Source organism: Streptomyces sp. N50, from assembly GCF_033335955.1.
Taxonomy (GTDB): Bacteria; Actinomycetota; Actinomycetes; order Streptomycetales; family Streptomycetaceae; genus Streptomyces.
Window position 1 is genome coordinate 3,597,959 of sequence record NZ_CP137549.1, and the last position, 12,467, is coordinate 3,610,425.

The following is a 12,467-nucleotide window of genomic DNA, read 5'->3' on the forward strand; positions in this document are numbered from 1 at the left end:
ACCAGGGCGTTGTTCGCGTCGTAGACCTTGAACTGGTAATTGCCCGCGCTGCCCGAGGAGTTGGCGCCGCCCGCCCAGGCGGTGAGCTCGGGGGTGGTGGTGCCGACGACCGCGTTGTCGGCGGGGAACTGCTCGTACAGCTGGGGGCGGTGTTGCCGGTGTAGGTGACGGAGAGGACCGGGCCGTATCCGGGGTCGTTGAAGGAGCCGAACTGCTTCCAGTGCACGGCGTCGGTCGTCGCCGCGTAGAGCGCCAGACCGTAGTCGGCCGTCGTCCCGCTGAACCAGCCCTGGATCGCCGAGGTCGTCAGGGAGACGGTCGTGAAGTCACCGACGGTCCGGTCCGCCCCGGTGTTCTTGCAGGCCGCCGCCACGCTCGGGCTGCCGCCTCCGATGGAGGTGCTGCCGTGGGTCGGCCCGGGGTAGGTGGTGACCCCCTCGGGCGTCCACGCCTGTGTGACGAGGGCGACGTCGAAACGCTCCGGGTCGCAGGTCGGGGACCAGGTGGTGAACAGCTTCAGGGACGCCGCGGTGACGGTCAGACCGCTCGAGTCCCAGGCGGTGTCCCAGTGGTTGATGAAACTCACCGCGTCGTGCGTGCCCGCGTCGTACGAACCGACCTTGATCGTCTGCTCGTAGGAGTGGTCACCGGTCGAGTCCGAGCCCGACTCGGCGTAGGTGGTGGTCCAGCCGTCGGTGACCGTCGGGTCGACGGTGACGGGGAAGACGCGGTGCGTGTCCTTCAGCCAGGCGTCGTCGAGGGTGATCTTCAGCGCGTAGCCACTGCCGTCCCGCACGAGGGCCGTGGTCACGTCGTGCGTGGTGGTCGGGTCGCCGGAGCGCTGGTCGACCTTCGCGTCGTAGGCGTACGACGGAGGGACGCGCTCCACGGTCTTCCCGGCGGCGTCGCGCAGGACGATCGAGCCGTCCTTGTCCTGGACGGGGGTGAGTCCCTTGAGGTGGAGCGGGAAGGTCCAGGAGTTGCCGGCGTCCGCGGAGTGCAGGACGACCGCTTCCTTCACGCCGGTGGCGGTGGGGGCGACCTGGAGGTCGGTGTCGGTGAGGACACCCGGGTAGGTCACGCGCGAGCCGTCCGCGGTGCCCTCGACGGCCTGGGCGCCCTTCAACTCGTAGGCGACGGTGTGCTGTTCGTCAGGGGCGAGGGAGACGAGCGTGGAGTCGTCGGCCCTGGCCGCGAAGTCGACGTCGAGGGAGTTGGCCTTCTCGTGCCACCGCCCGTCGGGTCCGGCCCGCACGTCCACGTCGATGGGGGCCCATTTCCCCTTGCTGACCTGGTAGTTGACGGGTGAGGTGGACAACTGCCGGGTGAGGGACCCGTCCGCGTTGTCGAACACCGTGTCGGTCCGCGAGGACTTGGCCGCGTCCCGCTTGCTCGTCCGCGCGTTGAAACCGGCCTTGCCGGTGGCGCTCTTTCCCTGCTTCACGGACGCCTGGTGCGCGTGGTACGCGGCGAGTTCGCCCTTGCCCTTGCCGGGCTTGCGGCCCGCGCCCCGGTGCGCCTCGGTGGCGGCGGCGGAGACATGGTGCTTCTTCCCCGCCGCCGTGCCCGACTTCTCCCCCGGCAGCCGGCCCCAGTGCGGGTCCTCCAGCCAGGCCGTGAGCGAGGACAGGCTCGGCAACGAGACGTCCACGGCGTGCAGTTCGATCCCGTCGGCCATCGCCTGCTGCGTCGTCCACAGGAGGGCGAGCGCGGTCAGCAGGAGCAGGGCGACGCCACGGCGGGCGCGCCGCGTACGACGGGGTGAGCGAACACGGCGAGCGGGCCGGATACGCACGGCGAGGACTCCAACGGTCAGCAGACAAGGGCGCGACTGCGGTTGTCTCGCCATCAGTTACCGCTTGACCGGGTCCTGACAGAGAAGTCGCAGAAACGCACAGATCTTGCATGCTTCACACACAGATCGAACAGACCCGAGAAGGGATCATGATCCGATCTTGACCGCTACCCGGTAAACCGACCCGAGTTGCCGCACATATCCGTTTCCCGCTTGCCGATTCCTTTACGGATACATCGACTTGAGCAGGGGAGATCCTCACCTCTCGTACGTGGTAGGCACAAGGAGGGCGCGAGGGCTCAGTTCGCGTGGAACCTCGCCGGCGCGTTCGTCGGGTTGCCGCCCGTCGGCAGAGCCTGCTTGGAGCAGGTGGAGAGGACCTTCACCATCGCGGCCTTCTCCGCCGAGGTGACCCACAGCCCGTACTTCTTCTTCACGGCCACCTGCGCGGCGACATACGTGCACCGGTACGCCTTGGGCGGCACCCAGGTCGCCGTGTCGCCGTCGCCCTTGCTGCGGTTGGGGCTGGCACCGACGGTGAGGAGGTTGAGCGGGTCGTTGGCGAGAGCTATGCGCTTGCTGGCGTCCCAGTACTTGGCGCCCTTCTGCCAGGCGTCGGAGAGGGCGACCAGGTGGTCGATGTCGACGAGGCTGGCGCCGCGCTTGTAGACGACCTCCTTGCCGGAGTACGGATCGGATTCGAGGACGCCGTACGACACCTTGCAGTCGCCGTCGGTGAACTTCACCTGCTTCAGGTCCCGTTTGAGGATGTCGTCCCTGGTGTCGCAGCTGTTGGAGTCCGTGTCGGCCCAGGCGGTGCCGAACCGTTCACGGGAGTAGCCGGTCTTCGGCGCACGCCCCTTCACGGGCAGGGCCTCGGCGGCGGTCAGGGCCGCGCCCCCGCCGGAACCCGTGCCGGCACCTCCACCGGCCGTCGCCTGGGGACCGGAGTCTCCCGTTCCCGTCGTGTCCGTCTTGCATCCGGCGACCGACAACATGACCAGGGCGGCAATGGCCGCCCCACCCCTCAGACGCATCACGTGCGCCCCTCCCCTTGCTCACCCGGCCCCGCCCCTGCAGGGGCGGATATCGCCTGGTCCCCACGGTAGCGGCGGACGCGTCACGGGCATACAGGACCTAAGCCCGCATGACTCGCAACTCGCCTGCGCCGCAGCGGTGGAACAGGCCGAAGTACCGGCTTCCCTCACCCCCTCTCCTTAGTCCCCTTACTCCGCCCCGGATTTCACGCTCTCTCAGACCGCCAGACCGTCAGACCCTCGCCCCCTCAGCCCTTTCCTCAGCCCTTTCCTCAGGACTTCCCTCAGGACTTCCCTCAGACCTTGCCGATGCCCAGCGTCGACTCCGAGGGCAGCAGCCCGGAGCCCAGTACGGCGACCCAGAACTCCCCCAGCAGGTCGGCGAGCCGGTCGGTGTCGGTCCGGCCGAGGAACTCCCAGGGCGCGGCGGCCAGTTGGTCGGTGCGGTGTTCGACCTCCTGGCGCAGATCGCGGCCCGCCCGCGTCGCCGTACCCCTGTCGTCTATGACGCCTCGGGCGACCAGCCGTTCGCGGGCCGCCGCCCACTCCTCCCGGCTCCAGCCCCGGCTCTCGAAGCGCTGGACGGAGGCGGCGCCGATCGCGGCGAAGGAGACCAGGGACTCGACCGGGTCGAGGCCGGCGACGAGGAGGGCGGCGAGGTGGCCGTCACCCCGGTGTTCGCGCAGGATCGTCGCCGCCTGCCACAGCTGGAGATGAGGTTCCGCGGGCCAGGGCAACTCGGCGTTGGCCGCGGCGAGTTGGCGGCCCGCGGTATTCGCCGCCTCGGCGGCGCGGCGGGCGAGGGCGGCGGCCTCCGCCAGCTCGGGGCTGTCGACACGGTCGCCGAATATCGCGCGGTAGGCCCGGTCCATGCCGCGCAGCCTCGCCTTCAGTACGGCGTCCGGGCTCGCGGTGCTCCACGCCGGGTCCATGTGCTCGGCGACCATGCGGGGGCTGAAACTGTAGAAGGCGGAGGCCACCCGCTCACTGCCGACCGGGCCCAACGGCGCGGCACGCAACGGGAAGTAGCTCGGCCAACGCTCCTCGGTCCCGTATCCGAGCGCTGCGGCCTCCTCGAAGACCTCCGGCGCGTAATACAGCACCGCGTGCAGGGGTTCGAGCAGATGCCAGAGCTGGCGCACGCGACTCAGCTCCACGGTGGGGAGGCTTTTCGTGGTCTCCGCTCCACGCACGCTTTCCGACATGACGTAACTCCTCGTCGCGTCCCGGTCGTTCCACAACTTGACACTGACTAGATTGCCTCAGCCGCCCGAACTTGTCAATGCCTAGATTCGGCGTACGCTGCTGACCATGAGCACAGCCAAGCCCGCGAAGACGGACGAGACCGCCGGGAGCGCGGAGAGCGCCGGGACCGTGCAGAGCACGGAGAGCGCGGAGAGCGCCGAGACCGCCGGGAACGTCGGGAACGCCACGCCCGCCTGGAACGTCGGGAACTCCACGCCCACCGAGCCCGCCAGGAACGCCACGCCCACCGAGACCGCCGGGAGCACCGAGAGCGGCAAGAACGCCAAGGCCTCCGAGGGCACCCGCCGCCCGTACCACCACGGCGATCTGCGCCGCGCCATCCTCACCGCCGCGCTCGACGTCATCGCCGCCGACGGCCCGGCCGCACTGAGCCTGCGGGATCTCGCCCGCCGTGCCGGTGTCTCGCACGCGGCGCCGGCGCATCACTTCAAGGACCGCACCGGGCTGTTGACGGCGATCGCGGCGGAGGGGTTCGGGCTGCTGGCCGGCGCGATCGGGGAGGCGGCGGACCTGAAGGACGCGGGCGTACGGTACGTGCGGTTCGCGCGCGAGCATCCCGCGCACTTCCAAGTGATGTTCGCGCCCGAGCTGTTGCGCGACGGCGACCTCGAACTCACCACGGCCCGCGCCCTCGCCACCGACGCCCTGCGCCACGCCGTGTCCGCCGTGCCCCCCGAGGGCCGCGGCCCCGACGACCGCCTCGCCGGTGTCGCCGCGTGGTCCCTGGCGCACGGCTTCGCGACGCTGCTCCTGGGCCACAACCTGGACGGGGCGGTGGGCGAGCAGGATCCGGAGGAGGTGTTCCGGGTGCTGGCGGGGATGCTGTTCCGCGCCGCCTCCGCCTGACCCGACCGACCGACCGAGGCCCTCACACCCTCCGCCTGACCCGACCGACCGCCCGAAGCCCTCACACCCTCCGCCTGACCCGACCGACCGCCCGAAGCCCTCACACCCTCGGACGCCCGGTCGGCATCGGTACTTCTACGACCCCAGGATCGTCGCCAGGAACTCCCCCACCCACCCGAGCAACTCCCGCCCGACCAACGGCTTTCCGCCCACCTTCGCCGTCTTCGGGCGGGGTACCAGCACCTGGTGGGCGGCCGGCTTGATGACCGTTCCCGGGTAGAGGCGCTTGAGGCGCAGCTCCTGGGACTCCCTCAACTCCACCGGTGCGAAGCGGATGTTGGTGCCCTGGAGGACGATGTCGCCGACGCCGCACGCGCGGGCGAGCATGCGCAGGCCGGCCACCAACAGCAGGTTCTCCACCGGCTCGGGCAACTTGCCGTAGCGGTCGACGAGTTCCTCGCGTACGGCCTTGATGTCCTCCTCCGTGTTGGCGGAGGCGATGGACCGGTAGGCGGAGAGGCGCAGGCGCTCGCCGGGGGCGTAGTCGTGCGGGACGTGGGCGTCGACAGGGAGCTCGATCTTGACCTCCAGGGGCGGCTCCTCCTCGACACCGCCCTCCAGGGAGGCGCGGTAGTCCGCGACGGCCTCGCCGACCATGCGGACGTACAGGTCGAAGCCGACGCCCGCGATGTGGCCGGACTGTTCGCCGCCCAGCAGGTTTCCCGCGCCCCGGATCTCGAGGTCCTTCATCGCCACGTACATGCCCGCGCCCATCTCCGTGTGCTGGGCGATCGTGGCGAGGCGCTCGTGGGCCGTCTCCGTCAGCGGCTTCTCCGGGGGTACAGGAAGTACGCGTAGCCGCGCTCGCGGCCACGGCCCACCCGGCCCCGGAGCTGGTGGAGCTGGGACAGGCCGAAGTTGTCACCGCGCTCCACGATCAGCGTGTTCGCGTTGGAGATGTCGATGCCCGACTCGACGATCGTCGTCGACACCAGGACGTCGAACTTCTTCTCCCAGAAGTCGACGACCACCTGCTCCAGCGCCTGCTCCGACATCTGGCCGTGGGCGGTCGCGATGCGCGCCTCCGGGACGATCTCGCGCAGCCGGGCCGCCGCGCGGTCGATCGACTCGACGCGGTTGTGGATGTAGAAGACCTGGCCCTCGCGCAGGAGTTCGCGGCGGATCGCGGCGCCGATCTGCCTCTCCTCGTAGGGGCCGACGAACGTCAGCACCGGGTGACGCTCCTCCGGGGGCGTCGTGATCGTCGACATCTCGCGGATGCCGGTGACCGCCATCTCCAGGGTTCTGGGGATCGGGGTGGCGGACATCGTCAGGACGTCGACGTTCGCGCGGAGCTTCTTCAGCTGCTCCTTGTGCTCGACGCCGAAGCGCTGCTCCTCGTCGACGATGACCAGGCCGAGGTCCTTGAACTTGGTCTCGGAGGAGAACAGGCGGTGGGTGCCGATGACGACGTCCACGGAGCCCTCGCGCAGGCCCTCCAGGGTCGCCTTCGCCTCCGTGTCGGTCTGGAAGCGGCTCAACGCCCGTACGTTGACCGGGAATTGGGAGTAGCGCTCGGAGAACGTCCCGAAGTGCTGCTGCACGAGGAGGGTCGTCGGGACGAGGACGGCGACCTGCTTGCCGTCCTGGACGGCCTTGAAGGCGGCCCGTACGGCGATCTCGGTCTTGCCGTATCCGACGTCGCCGCAGATCAGGCGGTCCATCGGGACCGACTTCTCCATGTCGTCCTTGACCTCGGCGATGGTCGTCAGCTGGTCGGGCGTCTCCACGTACGGGAAGGCGTCCTCCAGCTCGCGCTGCCAGGGCGTGTCCGGCCCGAAGGTGTGCCCGGGGGCGGCCATGCGGGCGCTGTAGAGCTTGATCAGGTCGGCCGCGATCTCCTTGACGGCCTTCTTGGCGCGCGCCTTGGTCTTCGTCCAGTCGGCGCCGCCCAGGCGGTGCAGGGTGGGGGACTCGCCGCCGACGTACTTGGTGATCTGCTCCAGCTGGTCGGTCGGGATGTACAGCCGGTCGCCGGGCTGGCCGCGCTTGGCGGGGGCGTACTCGACGACCAGGTACTCGCGCGTGGCGCCCTGCACCGTGCGCTGCACCATCTCGATGTAGCGGCCCACGCCGTGCTGCTCGTGGACGATGTAGTCGCCCGTCTCCAGGGTGAGCGGGTCGATGGTCTTGCGGCGGCGGGCCGGCATCCGGGCGCCGTCCTTGCCGGCGGCCTTCTGCCCGGAGAGGTCGGTCTCGGTGAGGACGGCGAGCTTGAGCGCCGTGTCGACGAACCCGTAGTCGATCGAACCGGTCGCCACGTGCACCACGGACGGGGCGATCTCCCCCAGCTCCGTCTCCAGGCGGGCCGCGACGCCCTCGGTACCGAGGACCTCGACCGTGCGGGCGGCGGGGCCGTGGGCCTCGGTCACGAAGACCGTGCGCCAGCCGTCCGCGAGCCAGCCCTTGGTGTCCGCGAGGGCCTTCGCGGTGTCGCCGCGGTAGGTCTCCGGGGCGTGCATCCCGAGCTTCAGGGTGTCCGCGTCGAGCTCTTCGTCGGCGGCGAACGGCGACACCGACCACCACATCATGTCCAGCTCGCGCGCCCGGTCGCGTACGTCCGCGATGGCCCACAGGGAGGCCGCGCCGACGTCGATGGGCGCCTCGCCGCCACCGGCCGTAGCGGCCCAGGACGCCAGGAGGAACTCCTGACTCGTCGCCACGAGATCGGACGCACGCGTGCGTACCCGCTCCGGATCGCATACGACGGCCATCGCGCCCTTGGGGAGCACGTCGAGCAGCAGCTCCATGTCGTCGACGAGCACAGGGGCCAGCGACTCCATGCCCTCTACGGCGATGCCCTCGGCGATCTTGCCGAGCAGCTCGCCCAGTTCGGGGTGCTGCTCGGCGAGGGCACGCGCGCGTGAGCGGACGTCTTCCGTCAACAGGAGTTCACGGCAGGGGGGTGCCCACAGGCCGTGTTCGGCGACCTCCAGGGAGCGCTGGTCGGCGACCTTGAAGTAGCGGATCTCCTCGACGTCGTCGCCCCAGAACTCGATGCGCAGGGGGTGTTCCTCGGTGGGCGGGAACACGTCCAGGATGCCGCCGCGCACGGCGAACTCGCCGCGCTTCTCGACGAGCTCCACGCGCGCGTACGCGGCGGCGCCGAGGGCGTCCACGATCGCGTTCAGGTCGGCGCTCTGGCCCGTCCTCAGGGCGACCGGCTCCAGGTCGCCGAGCCCCTTGACCTGCGGTTGCAGCACGGACCGCACGGGCGCCACGACGACGGAGACCGGGCCCGTCTCCGGGTCGTCCTCCCTGGGGTGGGCCAGGCGGCGCAGGACGGCGAGGCGGCGGCCCACGGTGTCGCTGCGCGGGCTGAGGCGCTCGTGCGGGAGGGTCTCCCAGGACGGGTAGTCCACGACGCCGTCCGGCGGGAGCAGCGAGCGCAGGGCTGCCGCCAGGTCCTCGGCCTCGCGCCCTGTCGCCGTCACCGCGAGGACGGTGCGGCCGGTCTCGCGGGCCAGCGCGGCCACGGCGAAGGGGCGGGTCGCCGGGGGGCCCACCAGGTCGACGTGCATGCGGTTGCCGTCGGTCGCGGCGCGGGTGGCTTCCGCGAGGGCGGGGTCCTTGACTACGGCGTCGAGCAGACCGTGCAGGCTCATGGAGGGCTTTCCGTCTGGGGGTGGGCAACACGAAGGGCCCGACGCGGAGGGTGGGCCGGGGGGTATCCAGCGTACGTCGGTGCGGTCGCCGGTGCCGGGGCTGTGGATAACCCCGCTTTCCCAGCACCCTGTACTGGTGTTGACGTACCAGGGGGCTCCGCCCCCTGGACCCCAGGGCCTATGCCCACCGACCACCCGTTCACCGGCAACCAAGAAGTCACCCCACAGACAACAAAACAAACCCGGCGCCGAGAAGTCCCCCGTGACTTCTCGGCGCCGGGCCTGCCCCCGTTGGACAGTGGCTCGGTTGGCTACTCCGTGGCGATCGCGTTGAGGACGTTCATCCGCCCCGCCCGGAACGCCGGGATCAAGGCCGCGAACAGGCCCACGAACGCCGATCCGATGAAGACCGCGATGATCGTGCCCCAGGGGATCTCCAGGACCTTCAGCCCCTCCAGGGCGAGCAGCTGCTGGGCGGTGGCGCCCCAGCCCATCCCCAGCCCCAGGCCGAGCAGCGCTCCGAAGAGGGCGATCACGACCGACTCCATACGGATCATCCGGCGGAGCTGGCGGCGGGACATGCCGATCGCTCGCATCAGGCCGATCTCGCGGGTCCGCTCGACGACCGACAGGGCGAGGGTGTTCACGACACCCAGGACAGCGACGATGATCGCGAGGGCGAGCAGACCGTAGACCATGTTCAGGAGCTGGCCGATCTGGTCCTTCAGTTCCTGCTTGTAGTCGGTCTGGTCGCGCACCTGGTACTGCGGGTACGGGGCCATGGCCTTCTTCAGGGCCGCGTACGCCTGCTTCTCCTGGCCGTCCTTGGCCTTGGCGAACATGATCTCGTTCGGCGGGACCTTGTTGGCCGGGAGGTACTTCTGCATCGTGGCGATGCTGGTGTACCGCGCGCCCTGGTCGATGGCCACGTCGTCGTCCGTGATCGCCGCGACCTTCAGCTTCGCCGTCGAGCCGCCCTTGAAGGCGACGCTGATCGTGTCGCCGACGTGCACGCCGTGCTTCTTGGCGTACTTGGAGCCGACCGACATCGCGTTGGTGCCGTAGGCCGCGGACAGCTCGCCTGCCGTGGTGGCGCGGCGCAGGTCCTGGGCGTAGGACGGGTCGGCGGCGGTGATGCCGTCGGTGTCCTTCTGGCCGTCGGGCGAGGTGAGGGTGGCGTCGATGTCCTTGTAGCGGGTGACGTGGACGAGGTCCGGCGCCTGTTCCATCGCCTTCTCGGCCTGCGGCACGATCCGCTGGTTGCCCTGGACGATGAAGTCGGCGCCGACGGACTTGTCCAGCTCGCTCGTCGCCGAGGCGACCATCGAGGAGCCGACCACCGACAGGCAGGCGACCAGCGCGAGGCCGATCATCAGGGCCGCACCCGTAGCACCCGTACGCCTGGGGTTGCGGAGCGCGTTGCGTTCGGCCAGGCGCCCCACCGGACCGAAGGCCCGCAGCAGGACCACACTGATGACCCGTACGACCCCGTTGGCCAGCAGCGGGCCGATGATGACGAAGCCGATCAGGGAGAGCACTACACCCGCCCCCAGTACCAGCGAACCGTCCGTCGCCTTCTTGGCGGTGGCCGCCGCGAACAGGGCGGCGACACCGGCGCCCGTCAGCACCAGGCCGATCAGACCCCGCACCCAGCCCGCCTTGCCGTCGGCCGGTGTACCGGCGTCGCGGAGCGCGGCCATCGGGGAGACCTTGCCGGCCCGGCGGGCCGGGAGGTAGGCGGCGAGGATCGTGACGATGACACCCAGCAGAAGACCGAGCACCGGGGTGGTCCACTTCACCGTCAGGTCCCGGGTCGACAGGTCCATGCCCGCCGCGCTCATCAGCTTCATCAGGCCTACGGCGATCCCGACACCGGCGCCGACGCCGAGGATGGAGCCGACGATCCCGAGCAGGGTCGCCTCGACCAGCACCGAGCGGTTGACCTGCCCGCGGGAGGAGCCGACCGCCCTCATCAGGCCTATTTCGCGGGTCCGTTGGGCGACCAGCATCGAGAAGGTGTTGATGATCAGGAAGATGCCCACCAGGAACGCGATCCCGGCGAAGCCGAGCATGGCGTACTTGATGACGTTCATGAACTGGCCGACGCCCTGGCGGTTCTCGTCGGCGTTCTCCTTGGCCGTCTGGATCTTGTACGACCCCGACGACGCGAGGGTCTGTCCCACGTTCTGCTTGAGCTGGGTGTCCGTCACACCGCTCGCGGCGGTGACGCCGATCTGGGTGAACCGGCCGGTGGTGCCCAGGAGTTCGCGCTGCGCGGTGGCGGTGTCGAAGTAGACGACGGCCGCACCGGGGTTGGTCACCTTGAAGGTGGCGATGCCGACGATCCGCGCGGTGAAGTCACCGGTCTGCGAGATCGTGCGCAGCGAGTCGCCCATCTTCAGGTGGTGCTTGTCCGCGGTGTCGGCGTCGACCATCACCTCGGTCGGGCCGCGCGGGGCGTGGCCGGAGGTGATCTCCATCGAACGCAGGTCGTTCTTCGTCCAGTTGCCCGCGATGGTGGGCGCGCCGGTCGAGGACCCCATGTTCTTGTTGGCGCTGTTCACGACCGTCACGTTCATCGAACTGACGGCGCCTTCAACGGACTTGACGCCCTGCACCTTCGCCACCCGCGCGACCGTGGAGGCCGGCAGCGACTCGGGCAGTCCGTTCTGCGGGGTGCTGCCGTCGGACTTGGCCGCCTTCGGCAGGACCGTCACGTCGGACGCGGTGGCCGCGAAGAGCTTGTCGAACGTCGTGTTCATCGTGTCCGTGAACACCAGCGTGCCGCAGACGAACGCCACCGACAGCAGCACGGCTATCGCCGAGAGCGCCATCCGCCCCTTGTGCGCGAAGAAGTTGCGCATCGAGGTCTTCATGACAGTCATGACGTACGCCCCCGCGCGTCGAAGTCCTTCATGCGGTCGAGGACGGTGTCCGCGGTCGGCTTGAACATCTCGTCGACGATCCGGCCGTCCGCGAGGTAGAGGACGCGGTCCGCGTACGAGGCCGCCACCGGGTCGTGGGTGACCATCACGATGGTCTGCCCCAGGTCGTCCACGGAGCGGCGCAGGAAGCCCAACACCTCCGCTCCCGCACGGGAGTCGAGGTTTCCGGTCGGCTCGTCGCCGAAGATGATCTCGGGCCGGGCCGCCAACGCCCGTGCCACGGCGACGCGTTGCTGCTGACCGCCGGAGAGCTGGTTGGGCCGGTGCTTGAGCCGGCTGGAGAGTCCGACGGTCTCAACCACCTGCGCGAGCCACCCCTTGTCGGGCTTGCGGCCGGCTATGTCCATGGGGAGGGTGATGTTCTCCAGCGCGTTCAGCGTCGGCAGCAGGTTGTAGGCCTGGAAGATGAACCCGATCCGGTCCCGGCGGAGTTGGGTGAGCTTCTTGTCCTTGAGGCCGGTGATCTCGGTCTCGTCCAGGTAGATCTGCCCGGAGGTCACGGTGTCGAGCCCGGCGAGGCAGTGCATGAGCGTGGACTTGCCGGACCCCGAGGGGCCCATGATCGCGGTGAACTGGCCGCGGGCGATGTCCACGTCGACATGGTCGAGGGCGACGACGCGGGTCTCCCCGGCCCCGTACGCCTTGACGACCTGCCGCGCTCGCGCGGCAACGGCCGTACGCCCTCCAGTGCCCCCGTGCCTGGGAATGGTCACAGCCGATGTCACGGTATGTCTCCTAAGTCGGTCAGCGGGTGAAACGTGGGAAGTTCTTGTGTGGATGAGTCTGGCGGCGGGAGGGGGTCCTGCGCGCTGGTGCTCAGCGCAGTCTTTTCCTGGGGAAAACCCCACCCTCCTGGGTTCGGCCTGCCGCCCCCCAGCGGCATAAAGCCAGGTTAAGGACGACCCCCCGCCCT

At 69.8% G+C, this 12,467-nt stretch carries 5 protein-coding genes and 2 pseudogenes; 1 reads left to right on the forward strand and 6 read right to left on the reverse strand.

Annotated features, from left to right (window positions below; genetic code table 11):
* Window positions 1-175: 175 nt before the first annotated feature.
* The 3 genes and pseudogenes from R2B38_RS15695 to R2B38_RS15705 all read right to left on the reverse strand — a co-directional run.
* Window positions 176-1,849 (reverse strand): annotated as a pseudogene (locus R2B38_RS15695) (DNRLRE domain-containing protein); the annotation flags it as partial.
* 245 nt (window positions 1,850-2,094) lie between these two features.
* Complete coding sequence (locus R2B38_RS15700; protein ID WP_318021692.1) at window positions 2,095-2,832, reverse strand: HNH endonuclease family protein; 738 nt, start codon at window positions 2,830-2,832, stop codon at window positions 2,095-2,097.
* Window positions 2,833-3,128: 296 nt separating this feature from the next.
* The gene (locus R2B38_RS15705; protein ID WP_318016787.1) at window positions 3,129-4,037 is read right to left on the reverse strand and encodes an SCO6745 family protein; all 909 of its coding nucleotides are present in this window, start codon (window positions 4,035-4,037) and stop codon (window positions 3,129-3,131) included.
* 379 nt (window positions 4,038-4,416) lie between these two features.
* Between R2B38_RS15705 and R2B38_RS15710 the strand changes: the two genes are divergently transcribed.
* On the forward strand, window positions 4,417-4,944 hold the full coding sequence (locus R2B38_RS15710; protein WP_411978569.1) for a TetR/AcrR family transcriptional regulator: 528 nt from the start codon (window positions 4,417-4,419) through the stop codon (window positions 4,942-4,944).
* A 135-nt stretch (window positions 4,945-5,079) separates the two neighbouring features.
* Here the strand turns inward: R2B38_RS15710 and mfd are convergent.
* From mfd to R2B38_RS15725, 3 genes and pseudogenes are all read right to left on the reverse strand, one after another.
* A pseudogene (gene mfd, locus R2B38_RS15715) lies at window positions 5,080-8,609 on the reverse strand (transcription-repair coupling factor).
* A gap of 311 nt (window positions 8,610-8,920) precedes the next feature.
* Window positions 8,921-11,494 (reverse strand): ABC transporter permease, encoded by a 2,574-nt coding sequence (locus R2B38_RS15720; protein ID WP_318016788.1) that lies wholly within the window; start codon window positions 11,492-11,494, stop codon window positions 8,921-8,923.
* Complete coding sequence (locus R2B38_RS15725) at window positions 11,491-12,279, reverse strand: ABC transporter ATP-binding protein (RefSeq protein ID WP_033284318.1); 789 nt, start codon at window positions 12,277-12,279, stop codon at window positions 11,491-11,493. Before R2B38_RS15725 ends, R2B38_RS15720 begins: the two co-directional genes overlap by 4 nt.
* Between the last annotated feature and the right edge of the window lie 188 nt (window positions 12,280-12,467).

Coding starts and splice junctions, on each gene's coding strand:
- R2B38_RS15705 (WP_318016787.1), bottom strand. CDS start 4,037: ATGTCGGAAAGCGTGCGTGGAGCGGAGACCACGAAAAGCCTCCCCACC.
- R2B38_RS15720 (WP_318016788.1), bottom strand. CDS start 11,494: ATGACTGTCATGAAGACCTCGATGCGCAACTTCTTCGCGCACAAGGGG.
- R2B38_RS15700 (WP_318021692.1), bottom strand. CDS start 2,832: ATGCGTCTGAGGGGTGGGGCGGCCATTGCCGCCCTGGTCATGTTGTCG.